Annotated in this window: 13 protein-coding genes, 3 tRNA genes and 1 other annotated feature; of the genes, 3 read left to right on the plus strand and 13 right to left on the minus strand. The window is 44.1% G+C overall.

Annotated features, from left to right (window positions below; genetic code table 11):
* Positions 1-10: 10 nt before the first annotated feature.
* From E5329_RS14500 to E5329_RS14525, 6 genes are all read right to left on the minus strand, one after another.
* Entirely contained in the window at positions 11-1,681 is a 1,671-nt protein-coding gene (locus E5329_RS14500) for a GGDEF domain-containing protein (protein ID WP_135990227.1), read from the minus strand.
* Between the two features lie 169 nt (positions 1,682-1,850).
* Positions 1,851-1,923 (minus strand) — tRNA-Gly (locus tag E5329_RS14505).
* Positions 1,924-1,926: 3 nt separating this feature from the next.
* Positions 1,927-1,997: transfer RNA gene (locus tag E5329_RS14510), tRNA-Gly, on the minus strand.
* 22 nt (positions 1,998-2,019) lie between these two features.
* A tRNA-Phe gene (locus E5329_RS14515) sits at positions 2,020-2,092 on the minus strand.
* 171 nt (positions 2,093-2,263) lie between these two features.
* Complete coding sequence (locus E5329_RS14520; protein ID WP_135990228.1) at positions 2,264-2,944, minus strand: TIGR00266 family protein; 681 nt, start codon at positions 2,942-2,944, stop codon at positions 2,264-2,266.
* Between the two features lie 68 nt (positions 2,945-3,012).
* On the minus strand, positions 3,013-4,503 hold the full coding sequence (locus E5329_RS14525; RefSeq protein WP_275443297.1) for a methyl-accepting chemotaxis protein: 1,491 nt from the start codon (positions 4,501-4,503) through the stop codon (positions 3,013-3,015).
* 250 nt (positions 4,504-4,753) lie between these two features.
* Between E5329_RS14525 and E5329_RS14530 the strand changes: the two genes are divergently transcribed.
* On the plus strand, positions 4,754-6,094 hold the full coding sequence (locus E5329_RS14530; protein ID WP_135990230.1) for a butyryl-CoA:acetate CoA-transferase: 1,341 nt from the start codon (positions 4,754-4,756) through the stop codon (positions 6,092-6,094).
* 182 nt (positions 6,095-6,276) lie between these two features.
* On the opposite strand, the gene E5329_RS14535 is transcribed toward E5329_RS14530, so the two are convergent.
* The 3 genes from E5329_RS14535 to E5329_RS14545 form a co-directional block, all read right to left on the minus strand.
* A complete protein-coding gene (locus E5329_RS14535) occupies positions 6,277-7,620 on the minus strand; it encodes an MATE family efflux transporter (protein WP_135990231.1) in 1,344 nt (447 codons plus the stop codon).
* A 12-nt stretch (positions 7,621-7,632) separates the two neighbouring features.
* Positions 7,633-8,676 carry an aldose epimerase family protein gene (locus tag E5329_RS14540; RefSeq protein WP_135990232.1) on the minus strand — a complete coding sequence of 348 codons (1,044 nt, stop codon included), beginning with the start codon at positions 8,674-8,676 and terminating at the stop codon, positions 7,633-7,635.
* A 71-nt stretch (positions 8,677-8,747) separates the two neighbouring features.
* Complete coding sequence (locus E5329_RS14545) at positions 8,748-9,596, minus strand: hemerythrin family protein (protein WP_135990233.1); 849 nt, start codon at positions 9,594-9,596, stop codon at positions 8,748-8,750.
* Between the two features lie 233 nt (positions 9,597-9,829).
* Here E5329_RS14545 and E5329_RS14550 point away from each other — a divergent pair, with 233 nt between their 5' ends.
* Entirely contained in the window at positions 9,830-10,066 is a 237-nt protein-coding gene (locus tag E5329_RS14550; RefSeq protein ID WP_135990234.1) for a hypothetical protein, read from the plus strand.
* A gap of 203 nt (positions 10,067-10,269) precedes the next feature.
* On the opposite strand, the gene secA is transcribed toward E5329_RS14550, so the two are convergent.
* Complete coding sequence (gene secA / locus E5329_RS14555) at positions 10,270-12,834, minus strand: preprotein translocase subunit SecA (protein WP_135990235.1); 2,565 nt, start codon at positions 12,832-12,834, stop codon at positions 10,270-10,272.
* Positions 12,835-13,075: 241 nt separating this feature from the next.
* Here secA and E5329_RS14560 point away from each other — a divergent pair, with 241 nt between their 5' ends.
* Positions 13,076-13,333: a TIGR03905 family TSCPD domain-containing protein gene (locus E5329_RS14560; RefSeq protein WP_135990236.1), complete on the plus strand. Its 258-nt coding sequence runs from the start codon at positions 13,076-13,078 to the stop codon at positions 13,331-13,333.
* Between the two features lie 1,111 nt (positions 13,334-14,444).
* Here the strand turns inward: E5329_RS14560 and proS are convergent.
* From proS to E5329_RS14575, 3 genes are all read right to left on the minus strand, one after another.
* Entirely contained in the window at positions 14,445-15,887 is a 1,443-nt protein-coding gene (proS, locus tag E5329_RS14565; RefSeq protein ID WP_135990237.1) for a proline--tRNA ligase, read from the minus strand.
* Between the two features lie 68 nt (positions 15,888-15,955).
* Positions 15,956-16,154, minus strand: a binding site (T-box leader).
* A 101-nt stretch (positions 16,155-16,255) separates the two neighbouring features.
* Positions 16,256-17,314 carry a sporulation integral membrane protein YtvI gene (ytvI, locus tag E5329_RS14570; protein ID WP_168356637.1) on the minus strand — a complete coding sequence of 353 codons (1,059 nt, stop codon included), beginning with the start codon at positions 17,312-17,314 and terminating at the stop codon, positions 16,256-16,258.
* 131 nt (positions 17,315-17,445) lie between these two features.
* Entirely contained in the window at positions 17,446-18,147 is a 702-nt protein-coding gene (locus E5329_RS14575) for an RluA family pseudouridine synthase (protein WP_135990239.1), read from the minus strand.
* Between the last annotated feature and the right edge of the window lies 1 nt (position 18,148).

Below are 18,148 nucleotides of genomic sequence, written 5' to 3' on the forward strand. Positions count from 1 at the left end.
AACCTCCTCCCTACATGTTCTGTGCTTTCTGTTTCCTTTTGCATTGATACATTTCCTGATCGGCCCGTTCCATAGTATCCAGCAAATTCCTGTCTGTATTCCGGTTAAACGCTGCAAAGCCGGAAGCAATCTGCATCAGCCCATCCACATGAGCGCCCTTCAGGCTTGCCATCCAGCTGCTCATCCGCTCTGCCCCTTCTGCATAATCCTGTTTGGTAAGCCCGGCAGAGATCAGGCAGAACTCATCTCCGCCAATCCGATATATCTCACCCCGGGAGCCGAATACATCCTGAATAATTTCACTTGCCGAAATAATATAATAGTCTCCCATATGGTGTCCGTACTCATCGTTCATTCGTTTCAGGTTATTCAAATCAAACATGACAATTGCATATTTTTTTAATTGTTCTTCGGGAACCCCGATTAAATCAATTTCAAAAATCCTGCGGTTTTTCAGCATGGTAAGCCCATCCCGCTCCGCTTCCTCCTTCAATGTTTCCGCCTGTTTTCCCGCCTCAATCAACTCCATGGAATCTTCCAGAAAATCTGCTGTCAGAATAAGAATAAACAGCAGGCAGCCGATTCTGGACAAGGTCGCCACATCCTCATAAAATCCGTGGTAATAATTTATCGCATCCATCAGCAGACATACAGCCAACAGGCAGACGCCAATGACATTCCGATATACCTTGCGCCCCTGGCTAAAAATCTCCCGCCTTTTTTCAATAAAATTCTTACCGCCGTATACCAGCGCTGCAAGAATTATGGCAACTCCCAGAAAATGCGTAAACCAAATACTCTCCCGGTAATCAAACCAGCCAAAAAACTGCCCCGTGAAGCTTACTGTAAAATCCAGAATTCCCAACCAGGCAAACAGCGTCCACAACCGATTGCCCTTCATCTGATATACCACCTGTATAAAAGATACCACAGGCAGCGCCATCAGCTTCAAACTCATAAAGGTTATCTGGCTGCACAAAAGCTCCCGTCCAAATATCAGCGCCGGCATCTGGGTCTCCATGGTAGACCATATTGCAAAATACACGGTAAAAAGCCCCAGCCACAGAATTCCTTCATGAAAATGCATTTTCTTTCCAATTGCTCCCCAACTGATTACAAGCAGCAGTCCCACCACCAACATACTGATTCCAGCCAGCAGGGACAATGCATTTGCTTCCAATTGCTGCACTGCAATCGAAGACTGATGGCCGTACAGGAAATTCGGTATTTTTACATAATTGTAATCATAACAGTTCCTGATGTGAATTTCCAGCGTTTTCCCCCGATAGCTTTCCTGTATCGGAATAAAATTCCAGCAGTTCCCCGGCGTTTTACTTTTTACAAGCTCAGGGATTTCCTTTCTGTAAATCAGCTCTTCCCCCACAAATACAACCACTTCCTGATGAGAAGTATAAAAGCCAACAGAGCTGATATTGTAAACTTCTTCCCCCAACTCCTTCCTCAGCACAATCTCTTCTTTGCCTTCCGGCATTTCAATCCGCTCCGGAAGCTGCTGATATACTCTGCTTTCTTCTTCTATCATACAGATCCAATTATCATTATAGGGAATATTTCCAGTATTTTCTTTCCCTTCTTCCTCTATTCTAAAAAAGCAGAGCACTAATATCACAAAGAGAACTGCAACTGTCACTTCTGCTAAATGCAACCTTAAAAGCTTCATCTACTTCTCCTTCCGTCCCCAACAGGTCCCCTTCTGCAAGAGTATTTTTCAAAACGCTCTAGCCCTCAGGCCATATTTTATCATATTTCCGGGAAAAGTGGAATAGTGAAACGCATTTGTATCTTTATTAATCAAAAAAAGCTTTCGGATTACCGAAAGCTTCTCTCAGAGCGATAGACGGGGCTCGAACCCGCGGTCTCGACCTTGGCAAGGTCGCGCGTTACCAACTACGCCACTATCGCAGAAGCGGGTGATGGGAATCGAACCCACGTATCTAGCTTGGAAGGCTAGTGTTCTACCATTGAACTACACCCGCACACTCAATCTGTCAGTCACAATGCCCAGTTCCGGAATCGAACCAGAGACACGAGGATTTTCAGTCCTCTGCTCTACCAACTGAGCTAACTGGGCCTGCTGTTTTCCAACAACGATATTATTCTACCTGAAAATCAAAAAAATGTCAATACCCTTTTTTAATTTTTTTATTCAATATATTTTGTCAATTTTTGTCTCCTGTTTTCCTTTCTCTGTTTTTATCCAGCAGAGAAGGGAAAACAGGAGGGCTGTCACTGTATAATTCTGTTATTTTCCCGGGATCATACGGGCAATCCTTCCGGCAAATTCGTTAAAGTTCTGAGTCTGCAGCACCACTCTGCCCGGACCAGTCAGCTTTGTCAGGAACAATCCCTCACCGCCGAAGAAAATATTCTTTAAACCTTTTACTGTCTCCACTTCATATTTTACGGTTTTCTCGAAAGCAACCACATTTCCTGTGTCCACTTTAATTACTTCTCCCGGCGCAAGCTGTTTTTCCACTTTATTTCCATCAATTTCCAGAAAAACCATTCCCTTGCCGGAAATATCCTGCAGGATAAATCCTTCACCGCCAAAGAAACCTGCTGACATCTTCTTTGTAAGGGCAACGCTCAGGTTCACGGTTTCTTCTGCGCACAGAAAAGCGCCTTTCTGGCAAATAATGCCTCCGCTTACTCCCACGTCCACAGGAAGAACTTCTCCTGCCACAGTAGAGGCAAAAGCAATCATACTGCCGGGACGTTCTGCTTTATAAGTAGCCATAAACAAGGATTCTCCGGAAAACATTCTTCCAATGCTTTTCCCAAGGCCTCCCCTCATATTAGAGTCCATAGACACCCCTTCTGACATCCATGCCATTCCGCCGGACTGGGTATACATGGTCTCTCCTGCTGCATCAAATACAACTTCTACTGCCGGCATAGTGTCGCCAATTACCTGATATCTCATAACTTCTTCTCCTTTATGTGTTTATAATTTAAGATGTATGTCAATCCGTTTCACCGGATAGTGACCTTCTATATGTACTGTTCCATTCCTGCCGTAGTGTCTTTAATCAGGCCGATAGTCTCTTTGGTCTGCTGGGCATATTCCATATTCTTTTCACTCAGCAGATTTGCCTGCTCCGCACTGGCCGTTACCTCTTCGGTAGTCGCTGACAAATGGGCAATATTCTCTACGATTCTATTGTTGGAGTCTGAAAGATTGCCAATTCTGTCATCAATTTCCCGGATATCCGTAATCAATTCCGCAATATTATGATCCAGCTTTTCAAAGCTGTCTGCTGCAGTGCGGATCATCTCATTCTGATTGGCTGTGGCCCCAACAGAGCTTTTCACAGAACGCACCACTTCATCAGCGTTCTCGTTCAGTTCATTTACAATTCTGGTAATATCTTCCATGGAAGCCTTGGTCTGCTCTGAAAGCTGCCGGATCTGTTCCGCCACCACTGCAAATCCGCGTCCTGCTTCTCCTGCCCGGGCGCTTTCGATGGATGCATTCAGCGCCAGCAGGTTCGTCTGGCCAGAGATATCCAGAATCATTCCAGCAATTTCTTCCACAGACCTGGTCTTATTCTGCAGCTTGCCCATGGAATCCGTCACCTGCTCATTGGTGGCTGCAATCTGGGCAGAATGCACCTTCAGCTTCTCCATAATCTGCATGTTTTCCTGAATGCTGACATTAGACTCCCTGGCAATATCCACCATCTGTCCGGAACGGCTTCTGGTTTCTTCAATAGATTCCTGAATGCTCTGGGTCATAATGCTCTGTTCCGATATATTCTCTGCCGTTGTATTGGCGGCGTCCGAAATTTCCTGCATACTGCGGGAAACGGTCCGGGTAGAATCCACCAGTTCATTCACCAGTCCCGTGCTCTTATCTGACTCCTCCTTCACCGTCCTGGAAATGGATATGATATCCTCAAGCATTCCCGCCTGTTTCCCGCTCTGTTCCGCAATGGCTCCCTGGGCGTGATCACTGAAATCCTGAGAAATGCTTCCCACTCTCGCCAGGATAATGAAAATGCTGTAACAAATCACCGTCATGCATACGGAATCCACATCCAATACCAAAATGCCTTTTACTGCCCGGATTGTCCCCTCCAGCGCATAGAGGACTGCGTAAGTAACCGCAAGTCTCTTACAGAACCTCTTATCATAATAAGGTATTGCAATGGCAAGCATGCCAATTAAAGTAACATCAATAAATTTGGCGTCTGTCTGGGCTGCCAGCATCAGAAATTCAAAACCGATTTCAATGGTAATCATCAGTCTCAGCTGCGTTCCCGCCTGATTTCTGCTGTAAATCACCAGATTTGCAATCACTGAAAGAAAAATCACCACCGTATTGCCCAGCACCGTTGACCTGCTGATATTGCCTGCCAATAATTTCATCCAAAGATACGACAGAATTATCACTAAAGCGGCCGTGATTGTTATCAGGTTAAAACGGTTCATTTTCTTATACCGTTCGTCTTTATTTCTGTACTTGTATCTTTCCTCTCCCATCCGCTCATCCTCCATCTACAAACCGATTTATTTTTAATTATAATACAAAAACATCAATTCAGCCATAACTATTTTCACAATAATTTATTTTTTAAAAGCAGCCTATAATATGTGCAGCCATGTATTGACCCCTGTCAGGAAAAATGCTAAGATGAACATATGTTAAAATTTTATACTTACAGGTATAACAATTCAATCTTTACTACTTATCAATTCATTTATTCACTATTATCTCAGGGAGGTTTTAACCATGGATTACACACAGGAATATGAGCAGAAGCTTGTAACCGCTGAAGAAGCTGTTAAAATTGTCAAATCCGGTGACTGGATAGATTACGGATGGTGCAACGGCACGGTGGATGCGCTGGATCGGGCGCTGGCAGAACGCACAGATGAGCTGAAGGATATCAATCTTCGCGGCGGAATTCTCCTAAAACCCCTGGCAATTTTTGAACGTGAAGACGCCGGGGAACATTTCACCTGGAATTCCTGGCATATGTCCGGAATCGAACGCAAAATGATCAACAGAGGATGCGCTTACTATACGCCTATCCGTTATTCGGAACTGCCCCGCTATTACAGAGATTTGTCAGATAAAAATAATGTTGCCATGCTCCAGGTTGCACCAATGGACAAGCACGGATTCTTCAACTTTGGGCCAAACGCTTCCCATCTGGCTGCAGTCTGCGAAACATCTGCAAAGATTATCGTGGAAGTCAATGAAAATATGCCTCGCTGCCTGGGCGGATTTGAAAACGGCGTACACATTTCCGATGTGGATTTCATCGTGGAAGGCGAGAATCCGCCTATTGGTGAACTGGGAGCCGGCGGACCAGCCACAGACGTGGACAAAGCCGTAGCCAAGCTCATCGTAGAAGAAATTCCAAACGGCGCCTGCCTGCAGCTGGGAATCGGCGGTATGCCCAATGCAGTAGGTTCCCTGATCGCAGAGTCTGATTTGAAGGATCTGGGCGTTCACACAGAAATGTATGTAGACGCTTTTGTGGATATTGCAAAAGCTGGCAAAATCAACGGTTCCAAAAAGAATATCGACCGTTACCGCCAGGCTTACGCTTTCGGCGCAGGAACCAAAAAAATGTATGACTATCTGGACGACAATCCAGAACTGTTAAGCGCCCCGGTAAGCTACACCAACGATATCCGTTCCATCTCCGCACTGGATAATTTTATGTCCATCAACAATGCGGTAGACATTGACCTGTTCGGACAGGTAAGCTCTGAGTCCTCCGGCATTAAGCATATCAGCGGCGCAGGCGGACAACTGGACTTTGTGCTGGGCGCATACCTTTCCAACGGCGGCAAGAGCTTTATCTGCTGTTCCTCCACTTTCAAAACAAAGGACGGCCAATTAAAATCCAGAATCCTTCCCACCCTGCATCCGGGCTCTGTCGTGACAGATACCCGCGCCAACATCCATTATCTTGTAACCGAATACGGGAAGGTAAATCTGAAAGGACTATCCACCTGGCAGAAATGCGAAGCGATCATCTCGGTGGCACATCCTGACTTCAGGGATGAACTGATTGAAGAGGCTGAGAAAATGCATATCTGGAGAAGAAGCAATAAATAAAGGATCTTTTCCCTGAAAAGAAAGGACGCAGAAAAGGAGCGGGACCCCTCTGAACATTCAGAGATTAGTCCCGCTCCTTTTCTGCCAAAATAAAATTTGCACTTATTTCGAAAGAACATACTTATTCGGCAAATCCTCTGCCATTCTTCCTGAATCATGAAAATCTGTCGGCTATCACATGGCTATCCACTCAGTTCCCGTTGGAATTTCACATAACACACCGTGAAAAACAAAATGCCATAGACAGAGGTAATGGGCACTGCAAGCCCTATGGTAACCAGATTTGCTCCTGGCTGAATGCTGAACAGATAGGACAAGGGCACACGCACCAGAAAGGATGAAGTAATTCCCTGCACCATCACCGGCATGGTTTTCCCATGGCCGTTAAAATATCCAATATAGCTGAATACCAGACAGGTCAGAATTGCTTCCGGACTGAATCCCTTCAGATATTCTGCAGATTTGGCAATATAGCCTGAATCTGATGTAAACAAAGCCGAAGGCAAATCGCCCCGGAAGAAGCTGAATGCGAAAATAAAAACGCCGATGCATGCGCCAATCGCCATTCCTGCCAGCATTGCTTTTTTCGCCCGTTCCTCTTTGCCGGCTCCTACATTCTGAGCTACAAACGCCGACATAGACTGCATCAGAGAAGATGGGATCAGCATAACAAAGGCCGTCACTTTCTGAGCAATTCCATATCCGGAAGAAGCCTCCAGACCAATTCCGTTTACTATAGCACACAAAATCAGGAAGGAAATATTCACCAGCATATCCTGCAGCGCAATTGGAAATCCCAGCCTCAGGAATGTTTTAATTTCAGGATGAAACCCAATATCTTTTCCCGACACAGAAAAAGGAAGCTGCTGACGCCGGATAATCACCAGGGACATTACCACACTGACAAACTGGGCAAGGATCGTGGCAAGGGCAGCCCCCGCCACATTCATCCCAAGAACTGCCACAAACAGCAAATCTCCCAGAATATTCACCCCACAGGCAATGGCAACGAAAATCAGCGGCAGTCTTGAATTGCCAAGTCCCCGAAAAATCCCACTGATTACATTGTAGGCTACTACAAACGCCAGCCCTGCTCCGCAAATACGCACATAAGTTACGGTTAAATCATATGCCTCCTGAGGAGCATTCAGCCATCCGGCAAAATTGGGCGCAAACAGCAACAGCAGCGCCATCAGAACCGCCGTCAGCAGAAAAAAGAAGGCAATGGCTCCGCCAATTACTTTTCCAATTTTCTCCATGGCCTGCTCTCCCAGATAGCGGCTGATTAAAACCGTCACCCCCATGGTCAATCCGGCAATCACAAATGTGACAAGATTAATAATATTGCTTCCTGTGGACACTGCCGAAATACCGGCGTCGGTTCCAAACTGTCCCACCACCAGAAGGTCTACCGCTCCGTACATTGCCTGCAAAATCAGGGCTCCCAGAATGGGAATCATGAATTTCAATAGCTTTCCTGCAATATTTCCCTGAGTAAAATCATCAGACAATTGATTCTCTTTCATAACTGTTTCCTTCTATTCCGTATAAAAACGATAAACCGTTTTCGTTGTGAAAATCTCTCCCGCCTTCACAACCGGAGAGGGAAAATTCTCCTGATTCACCGCATTGGGATAGAACTGGGATTCCAGACAGAATCCGCATCTGCTGCAGTAAGCTGCCCCTCCCTTTCCGGTCTGATCTCCAATAAAGTTTCCTGCATAAAGCTGTACGCCGCAGCACTCCGTAGAAGCTTCCATGGCAATTCCGGTCTCTTCACAGAAAGCCCTTGCCATTACCTTCATCTCTCCTGACGTTTCACTGAGCACATAATTGTGATCATATCCGCCGGTAAATTTCAGCTGTTCAAAATCCGCCTCTATATCCTGTCCAATTGCTTTCATCTTTCGGAAGTCCATCGGCGTTCCCTCTACCGGCGCAATTTCCCCGGTAGGAATGGATTTCCGATCTTTTACCGGATTATAGCTGTCAGCCAGAATCTGCAGCTTCTGTTTCTCAACCGTTCCGCTGTCATGGCCGCCCAGATTAAAGTAGGAATGATTGGTAAAATTCATAACCGTTGTCTTATCCGCTTTTCCCTGATAAGAAATTTCCACTGCATTATCCTCTGTCAGGGTATAGGTAACCTCCACTTCCAAATCACCTGGAAATCCCTGCTCTTCCTCTTTGCTTAAATGATAAAATGTAATGCTGTTTTCCGTATGTCCCTTAACTTCCCATAAAACTCTTTCAAAGCCATTGGGGCCGCTGTGCAGATTGTGTTCACTTTCATTGGGAGTCAGCTTGTACTCTTTCCCTTCTATCACAAATCTGGCGTTATCAATACGGTTACCGTTTCTTCCCACAGTCGCGCCGAAATAGCAAGTATGTTTCTCATATTCTGACGCCTCGTCATATCCCAGCACCACATCCCGTATCGTCCCCTCTTTATCCGGCACCAATAAAGATACCAAGGTTGCGCCATGATCTGACACTTTCATCACTCCATGATTTGCATTCTCAAATATGTACAGTGATGTTTCCTCCCCCTTTTGATTCTGCCCAAATGCTACTGTCTGCATAACTCTTTCCTCCTTCTTAAAATTCTTATCCTCTATCCGCCGTCCGGCAGAAATGCTCCCTGAATTAAAATTTACGCATTCCGTTCTATATCTATATACAAAGATTCTGCAATCAGTTTATCTGATTTCAGAATATGGTTAGAAAGCCAGCCAAACAGAAATTCTACCAGTTCTTCCAGATATTCCTGCTGATTTTGATCAACCTGATCTAAATCTATCTCTTCCAGCTTGGATATAAATGCCTGATGGGCCATCTTCTGCGCTCCAATCCCCGAATACTGAATACTTTCCATAAACTCTTCTTCATCCTGAAAATGTTCACTGGTATAATTTTTCAGTTTCTCCAAAATTCCCACGATCTCATCATACTTATCATGCAGAAGCTCCGCCTTCACCAGCTTGTCTGCATCCCCGATAATTTCAAACAATGTCTCATGCTCTCCGTCAATCAAAGGAATTCCTGTCATATATTTTTCTGTAAACGCACAGGGATTTCCGTTCTCTTTCCACTCTTCCAAAGAAGGCATTTTCCCAATCAGAATATCGCTGCTCAAAATGTGCTGATACAGCCAGCGCACCAGATACTGCAGCAATTCCTCCAGCATCTCATGCTGGTTTGTTAGTTCATCAATATTAGAAAAATCCATCACATTAATCTTCTCCCGAAATGCAGCGTGCTGTTTCTTCTGCAGCTCCAGCTCCGGATCGTTGATAGCCGCCATATACGCCTCCTCATTGGCAAAATGAGTGTCTGCATACCTCTTCAGCTCTTCCATTACCTCCCGCACCTGATGATATTTGTCCTCCATCAACTTATTGTTCAGCAGCTGCATGGTCCTGTTAATCAATTCAAAGAGCTTTTCATGTTCTTTATCAATCTGCTCTATTCCCGTCAGACAATCCTCTGTAAATTTATACATATTTATTCTCCTTTCCGTAACCCCGCCGACTTTTTAAGATGATCATTGCTATTATACCATACCTGACAGAGAAATGAAAAGAATCTGTTCTTTTTCCTGGAAAGTGTGCTATAATGTGTTTACTGTTTGGTCAGGTCTGCCCATATACCAGACTGGCCGAAAAGAAAACAAACCGGAAAGAACGCCAATGCCCAAAAACATTTCAAAATTAATTTCAGAAAGGACAAATTATTATGGCAGGAATGAATCCCACGCAAATTTTTCAGTTCATGGGAGCATGGCAGAAATTCACCGCGAACCACCCCAAGCTTCCCAAATTCATGAAGGCAGTTACCGCTGAAGGCGTGAAAGAGAATACCATTATAGAAATCAGCGTCACCACGCCGGAAGGAAAAACTTATTGTTCTAATCTGAAGATTTCCCAGTCAGATCTGGAATTACTGGAACAAATCAAGAATTTCTCTTTATGAACTTCTATACAAATATGAAATGGCTGCCGTATTAAGGAAATGTATGGCAGGATATGAAGAAATTCCTTTTCGTTCCTACCATATCCTGTATCCATTTGCCTTAATACAGCAGCCGTTTTGTAATCTCCGTGAGCCAAATGATTCGTCGTTCTCACTATAAGATTTAAGAGGAACGGCAAATCATTTGAGTATCCCTTAGATTTCTATTTTCTGCCACAGCATTGCTTATATTTCTTACCACTTCCGCATGGACAGGGATCATTGGGGTACACTTTGGCGGAGGCACGTTTCTTAGGGCCTTTCTGTAAAGAATCATCACGGTTGGTTCCCGTTACCTTCGCCACCTGTTCACGCTCTACCTTCTGCTCAATTCTTACATGGAACAGCAATCGCACCGTATCCTCCTGAATATTAGCAATCATGCCGTCAAACATATCATAACCGCTCATCTTATACTCCACCAGAGGATCTCTCTGTCCATAAGCCTGCAGGCCGATTCCCTGCCGCAGCTGGTCCATATCGTCAATATGATCCATCCATTTTCGGTCAATTACTTTCAAAAGCACCATGCGCTCCAGCTCCCGCACTGCCTCAGGCTCCGGAAATTCCGCTTCCTTCATCTCATAGGCTTTCACTGCCTGTTCCTTCAGGCTATGCTTTAGTTCATTGGATGAAATTCCTTTCACGTCCTGCGGTGCAACCGGCTTTAACGGGATAATCGGAATCAAAAGCTGGTTCAGTTCTTTCAAATCCCATTCTCCGCTGTCCTGATCTGCTGAAATACAGGTATCCACCGTATTCTCTACCCGATCTGTAATCATTTTATAAATGACATCACGCATACTTTCTCCATCCAGCACACGGCGGCGTTCTGCGTAAATAATTTCTCTCTGTTCGTTCATTACCTGATCATATTCCAGCAAATTCTTACGGATTCCAAAGTTATTGCTCTCAATCTTCATCTGGGCCTTCTCAATAGCGCTGGTAAGCATCTTATGCTGAATCTGCTCATTCTCCGGCACGCCCAAAGCATTAAACATACCCATCAGCTTCTCCGAACCAAACAGGCGCATCAGATCATCCTCCAGAGAAATGAAAAACTGAGATTCTCCCGGATCGCCCTGACGACCGGAACGCCCCCGGAGCTGATTGTCAATACGTCTGGATTCATGACGCTCCGTACCGATAATTTTCAGCCCCCCGGCTGCCTTGGCGTCCTCATCCAGCTTAATATCCGTACCGCGACCTGCCATATTGGTGGCGATAGTAACGGCTCCGTGCTGCCCTGCCTCTGCCACGATCTCAGCTTCCAGTTCATGGAACTTCGCATTCAGTACTTTATGCTGGATTCCCCGGCGCTTCAGCATTCCGCTGATTAATTCAGACGTTTCAATGGTAATCGTTCCCACCAGAACCGGCTGTCCCTTGGCATGGGCTTTCTCAATTTCTTCCACAACTGCATGGAATTTCTCCTTTTTGGTCTTATACACCGCATCCTGCAAATCTTTCCGGATGACCGGCATATTAGTGGGAATCTCAATAACGTCCATTCCGTAAATATCCCTAAACTCTTTCTCTTCTGTCAAGGCAGTACCAGTCATACCTGCTTTCTTAGCATATTTATTAAAGAAATTCTGGAACGTGATATTGGCAAGAGTCCGGCTTTCCCGTTTTACCTTAACATGCTCTTTTGCCTCAATCGCCTGATGAAGACCATCGGAATATCGTCTGCCCGGCATAATACGTCCGGTAAATTCATCTACAATCAGCACTTTCTCGTCCTGCACTACATAATCCTGATCCCGGAACATCAGATTATGGGCGCGAAGAGCAAGAATTACATTATGCTGAATCTCCAGATTTTCCGCATCAGCAAGATTTTCAATATGGAAAAAATTCTCTACCTTCTTCACGCCTTCTGCAGTCAGATTCACTACTTTATCTTTTTCACTCACAATAAAGTCGCCGGTTTCCTCCTGCTCCACTCCCATTAGAGCGTCCATCTTGGAAAATTCAGGCATATCCTCTCCGCGGACCAGCTGTCTTGCAAGAATATCGCAGGCTTCATAGAGACTGGTAGACTTCCCGCTCTGACCAGAAATAATCAATGGGGTCCGGGCCTCATCAATTAATACGGAGTCAACCTCGTCAATAATCGCATAATTCAAATCACGCTGCACCAGCTGTTCCTTATAAATCACCATATTGTCACGAAGGTAATCAAACCCCAATTCGTTGTTGGTGACATAAGTAATATCACAGCTATAGGCTTCCCGCCGTTCATCATTATCCATAGAATTCAGTACGACGCCTACTGTCAAACCGAGAAATTCATGCACTTTTCCCATCCACTCCGCATCACGGTGCGCCAGATAATCATTCACCGTAACAACGTGGACGCCCTTTCCTTCCAGTGCATTCAGATAAGCCGGCAGGGTGGATACCAACGTTTTTCCTTCACCAGTCTTCATTTCTGCAATACGGCCCTGATGCAGAATCACGCCGCCGATCAACTGCACGCGGTAATGCTCCATTCCAAGGGTACGCCTTGCCGCTTCCCGCACCACTGCATAAGCTTCCGGAAGAATTCCATCTAAAGTCTCCCCTTCCTCCAGCCGCTTCTTGAACTCTTTCGTCTTACCTTTCAATTCTTCCTCGGGCAGCTCCATCAATGACGGACGATAGGATTCGATCTTATCTATGATTGAATTAATCCTCTTCAGCTCCCGTTCACTGTGAGTCCCGAATACTTTATTAATAATACCCATATACTATGCTCCTGTTTTCATTTCAGCAGAAAAACCGCCGTCGATTCTATTCCGCCTACGCGGACAACTTCTTATATTGTACCACTGAATGATTTGATTCACAATACTTAATCCCATGAACGATTTATGAATTTTTTATGAAATTCCCTTTCCCTGCAGCCCCTTTTATGCTATACTTTCTGTATTCTTTACGGATTTTCAAAATTAATTTCTATATTTACTGCAAAAGGAGATGAATCACATGAGCTATGTTTATAAAACCAGAGGAACCTGCTCCACATTGATTGAAGTTGAATTAGAAGGCAACGTTGTGAAATATGTAAAGTTTACCGGAGGATGCAATGGCAATCTGAAAGCAATTCCCAAGCTGGTGGAAGGCCTTACCGTAGAACAGGTAGAAGAAAAAATAGGCGGCATTTCCTGCAACGGCAGACCCACCTCCTGCGGAGACCAGCTTGCCAAAGCCTGCCGTGCAGCTTTGGAAGCTTCCCAGAGTTAAATAATTTGCTCTTGGAAAATACGCCCATGAGTCAAATTATTTGCCAACATATTCAAATTACTTTAAGAAAACCAGCAAATTATCTTGCTGAAGTATAATTGCATAGCGGCAGAACCAAAGAGCTGACTATTGCGCTGTTTTTCCAGCGAATGGGCAGCTTTTCTGTTTCTGTCCTGTTTTTCCTGGTTTCTGTTCGCATCCTTTTGCATTTTTCTTTGAATTTTCAGAATATTTTATAACTTATTTATATTATTCCAATTATAAGAAGCTTTAATATATTTTTTTAAAAATAATTGTTGACATTTTTCTTTTTATTAGATATAATAAACTCAACAAAACAAAAGAAACACAACTTCAGAAAAGGAGGTACAGACCATTGGGAACGACATGAAATATCTCTTAATTTAAGAAAGCGAGGTACGGACCACCAAAATATTAAGTGAACTACTCTCAAATGACACCAGGTACAGAACTTAACATCAGAATTAAACTTTCTTAGTGAAGAGTTTTGAGAGTGCAGAGAACGGAAGCTGAATTTTAAAACAGAAGAATTTTTTTAGATGCTTAGGTGGAAAATTACATTTTCGGAATGGGAAATTATAATAAGGTTATTGTTCAACTTGATAGCATTTGAATTATATTAACAGACGTAATAATATCCGACCTTATATTTTCGGAATGGGAAGATGAAAGAACTCCAGTAGCAGATATTAAGTTTTTTTACAAGGAATTCAGTCAAGGGATGAACCACTTGATAAGTTCAGAACAAAGAAGTTTAAGATTAGACAGAAATCAAGAGGAGTTTCAAAAGAAGCCCTGAATCAGCAATCAAAAGAAAACAGTGTATGATATTCCAGTAGGATACGTTCATTATATGGATACATACCATCATATTCAGAGGTGGCAAAATTTCCAGAGAAATGAATCAGGATTTCAGAAAGAATGAGGTAAAAGTCCCATGGACAGCATAGTATAGAAGGCTGCATCAGATGAAGTTGATATCGGTGCAGCCTTTTAATTGCATAAATTTCTATTCTGCCAAATCTGCCGATTATACCCGTGAGCTAAATGATTTGCCAACAAGTTTTCACTATTTCAAGGCAAAAACAGTTTAATATGCTTTTCCCCAATAAACCAGTTTATGGGCAGGTTTTCCGCAGCACACACACACATCAGAAACTGCTTTTTGAGCTTCTAAGGGCATACATCTGGAAGTCGCCGTGGTGTCCTCTTTGATCTTATTCTCACATTCCACATCCCCGCACCACATAGCACGTATAAATCCAGGCTTATGTTCCACTGCATCCTTAAACTCATCATAAGATTTCACTTCTGTGACATGAGATTCCTGATGCTTCTTTGCCCGTTCAAACATATCCTTCTGGATCGTCTTTAATAATTCTACCGCTGCCGCTGCCGCTTCTTCCAGTGGACACTCTGTTTTTTCTCTGGTATCTCTGCGCACCAACACACATTTTCCCGCTTCCATGTCCTTTGGCCCAAGTTCCACACGAATTGGAATTCCCCGCATTTCCTGTTCTGAAAATTTCCATCCAGGGCTCTTTTCACTGTCATCCATTTTCACCCGGATTCCTGCCTGAGCCAGCAATTCCTTCACTTCGCACGCTTTGTTCAGGATGCCGTCCTTGTGCTGCTGAATAGGAATTACCATAACCTGAACTGGTGCAATCTCAGGAGGAAGAACCAATCCGGAATCATCTCCATGCACCATAATAATTGCCCCAATCAGACGGGTTGTCATTCCCCAGGAAGTCTGATGAACATACTGAAGCTTATTATCTTTATCGGTATACTGGATTCCAAAAGCCTTTGCAAAACCATCCCCGAAATTGTGACTGGTGCCGGACTGCAATGCCTTTCCGTCATGCATCAGCGCTTCAATGGTATAAGTCGCCTCTGCTCCCGCAAATTTCTCTTTCTCTGTTTTTCTTCCCCGGATCACCGGCATTGCCAGTACTTCCTCACAGAAATCAGCATACAGCCGCAGCATCTGAAGGGTCCGCTCCTCTGCCTCCTCTGCCGTTGCATGAGCGGTGTGCCCTTCCTGCCATAAGAATTCTCTGGATCGCAAAAATGGTCTGGTTTCTTTCTCCCACCGCACCACTGAACACCACTGATTATAACATTTAGGCAAATCACGATAGGACTGAATATCATTGGCGTAAAAATCACAAAACAGCGTTTCTGAGGTAGGTCTGATACACATTCTCTCCTGCAGGGGATTTAATCCGCCATGAGTGACCCAGGCTACCTCCGGTGCAAATCCTTCTACATGATCTTTTTCCTTCTGCAGCAAACTTTCCGGAATAAACATCGGCATGTATACATTCTCTACCCCTGTTTCTTTAAACCTGCGATCCAGCTCTTTTTGAATATTTTCCCAAATAGCATAACCTGCCGGCTTAATTACCATACATCCTTTTACACTGGAATAATCAATTAATTCCGCTTTTTTCACCACATCTGTGTACCACTGGGCAAAATCCACTTCCATGGACGTTATGGCTTCCACTAACTTTTTGTCCTTTGCCATAATTTCTTCCTCCTTTACTAAAGCTGTTCTTCCTTTTGAGACATCAAAAAGCCGGATCTCCGAATCCCGATAGGGACCGGACATCCGGCGGTACCACCCTGATTAATAACTTTACGCTATTCTCTCAATTGCCTTAACGCGGCTTCACGTCGTACTTTCGTACGCAGCTCCAAGGCGGGTTCCAGATATTCATATGGGAAATCTCTCACCAATGATTTCTTCTCTGTGCATCTTCCTGTCTGTACTGTTCCTCTTCCTCGCTGATTTTCATGTATGCTTCTTTCTTCTGGGACTTGTGCGCCGATCCTATTCTGCTCCAATTCCCATATAAACTCCTGCATTCAGGTAATACGTTGCTAATGGCTATTCTAAGACAATTCCTCCTGATTGTCAAGCAAAGTTTCATAATAGATTTCTTTGATCAGAATATAAGAAAGGGGACCAAGGGCAAATCCCCACAGGCCATAGATTTTTAAACCCACGTACATACTTACAATCACCGCCAGAGGATGCATTCCCAGTTTATTTCCCAACAGCTTCGGTTCTAAAATTTCGCGCATCAGGCTGCATATGGTGTAGATGATAGTATATATGGCTGCCAACATGTACCTTCCCTGAATCAATTCAATCACAGCCCAGGGCACAAAAATAGTTCCGGTTCCCAGGAAAGGCATCGCATCGCAAATGCCTATTCCGCATCCTGTCAGCAGCGCATATTCATTGCCGGAAAAAAACAGTCCTGCCACACAGATAATCGTAATGATAACCATAATAATGATCTGAGATTTTATATAAGCTCCGCCTGCTTCATAAGTTCTTCGGCAAATTTTCAGCGCCATATTTCCAATGGGGTGCCGCTCCAGGGTCTCACGCATTTTCTTATAATCCTTCAAAATAAGAATTGTACTGATTACCACCACAAAACAAACGCCCAAAAACACAAACATGTTTTTTGCATACACAATTGTCCCACTCATTACTGTTGGAAATGCGTTTGTTTTCATCTGCTTCATCATTTCCGGTATCTGCTTTTGCACTCCATCCTGAATAACCTTAGCTTCTATTCCGGTAATATTCTCAATCTGACAGCAGCATTCCTCCCAAAATTCCCCTGCCTGCCTTTTATACAGTTCCAGATTGTCTATGACATTTTTCATCTGCTCTATCAGGGTTTTCAGAAAAAAGAATATTGCCAGACCCAAAAGCAGCAGCAGCAAGCCTACCAGTATCGAAGACCAGATGCTTCTTTTCAGTTTTAATTTATTCTCCAGTTTTTCAACAATTGGATTCAGGAGCTTTGCCAGTAAAAATGCGGCTAAAAAAGGAATTACCAAAGGGAACAGCCAGCGGATACTGATATAAACTGCAATGGTAATTCCCAGAATTCTCCCGATCCTTTGCATGCTTTCTTTCGCTTCTCTATTCATGAAATCAGTATGCGGTGTTTTCTGTTTTTTATGCCGGAAAAATCTGTCTGTCCTCATGTGCCAAATATTTAAAATGGATGCAGGACAGCCTGTTCATTTCATAAAACGCTTATGGGCTATGCCATCCATAATCAGAGCAATTCTGTAAATAATCTGCCCATAGGTTCTACTGTAAATTCCATTCGCTCTCCGGTCCGAGGATGACAGAAGGATGTCTGAACCGAGCACAAACCCACCGGCAGATAACCTGATGGACAATTTATGTTATATTTCTTATCTCCCACAAGAGGATGGCCTGCATGAGCCATCTGCACACGAATCTGATGATGCCGTCCGGTATCCAGCCGGATCTTTACCAGACTGACTGTCTCGCTCTGACAAGCGGCTGCCAAAATACCTGCAGATTGTTCTGATTTTGAAAATACTTTTTTTACTTCATAAAAAAGTCGGGCTGGCTTGGCGCCTTTGGTTCCTTTTGGAACAACTTGAGAAGTATTATTCTTTCCATCCTTTAAAAGATAATCCTCCAATTCGCCTGTTTTTTCTTTGAACTGCCCTTCTGCCAGAGCAAGATACTGTTTCTCCACGCTCTTTTCCTGAACTTGCCGGCTTAATATCGCTGCTGCTTTCGAACTCCTTGCAAATACCATAATTCCTTCCACTGGCTGATCCAGGCGCCGGATTAAAAAAATTTCCGTGGATTCTCCTTTGTCCGCAAAGTAATTGCGCAGCATACTCACCATATCCTGTTGTCCTGTTCTTGCTGTCTGTACGGGAACGCCCGGCATTTTATGGCAGATGATGATTTCATTGTCCTCGTAAATAATTTTCATC

Source organism: Petralouisia muris (genome assembly GCF_004793545.1).
GTDB classification, from domain to species: domain Bacteria; phylum Bacillota; class Clostridia; order Lachnospirales; family Lachnospiraceae; genus Petralouisia; species Petralouisia muris.

What these genes read in the sequence shown, in the direction of transcription:
- E5329_RS14545 (WP_135990233.1), bottom strand. Translation starts at nt 9,596, where the DNA reads ATGTATAAATTTACAGAGGATTGTCTGACGGGAATAGAGCAGATTGAT.
- E5329_RS14550 (WP_135990234.1), top strand. Translation starts at nt 9,830, where the DNA reads ATGGCAGGAATGAATCCCACGCAAATTTTTCAGTTCATGGGAGCATGG.
- E5329_RS14560 (WP_135990236.1), top strand. Translation starts at nt 13,076, where the DNA reads ATGAGCTATGTTTATAAAACCAGAGGAACCTGCTCCACATTGATTGAA.
- E5329_RS14540 (WP_135990232.1), bottom strand. Translation starts at nt 8,676, where the DNA reads ATGCAGACAGTAGCATTTGGGCAGAATCAAAAGGGGGAGGAAACATCA.
- E5329_RS14500 (WP_135990227.1), bottom strand. Translation starts at nt 1,681, where the DNA reads ATGAAGCTTTTAAGGTTGCATTTAGCAGAAGTGACAGTTGCAGTTCTC.
- E5329_RS14530 (WP_135990230.1), top strand. Translation starts at nt 4,754, where the DNA reads ATGGATTACACACAGGAATATGAGCAGAAGCTTGTAACCGCTGAAGAA.
- E5329_RS14575 (WP_135990239.1), bottom strand. Translation starts at nt 18,147, where the DNA reads ATGAAAATTATTTACGAGGACAATGAAATCATCATCTGCCATAAAATG.
- ytvI (WP_168356637.1), bottom strand. Translation starts at nt 17,314, where the DNA reads ATGAATAGAGAAGCGAAAGAAAGCATGCAAAGGATCGGGAGAATTCTG.
- E5329_RS14535 (WP_135990231.1), bottom strand. Translation starts at nt 7,620, where the DNA reads ATGAAAGAGAATCAATTGTCTGATGATTTTACTCAGGGAAATATTGCA.
- E5329_RS14525 (WP_275443297.1), bottom strand. Translation starts at nt 4,503, where the DNA reads ATGGGAGAGGAAAGATACAAGTACAGAAATAAAGACGAACGGTATAAG.
- E5329_RS14520 (WP_135990228.1), bottom strand. Translation starts at nt 2,944, where the DNA reads ATGAGATATCAGGTAATTGGCGACACTATGCCGGCAGTAGAAGTTGTA.
- proS (WP_135990237.1), bottom strand. Translation starts at nt 15,887, where the DNA reads ATGGCAAAGGACAAAAAGTTAGTGGAAGCCATAACGTCCATGGAAGTG.
- secA (WP_135990235.1), bottom strand. Translation starts at nt 12,834, where the DNA reads ATGGGTATTATTAATAAAGTATTCGGGACTCACAGTGAACGGGAGCTG.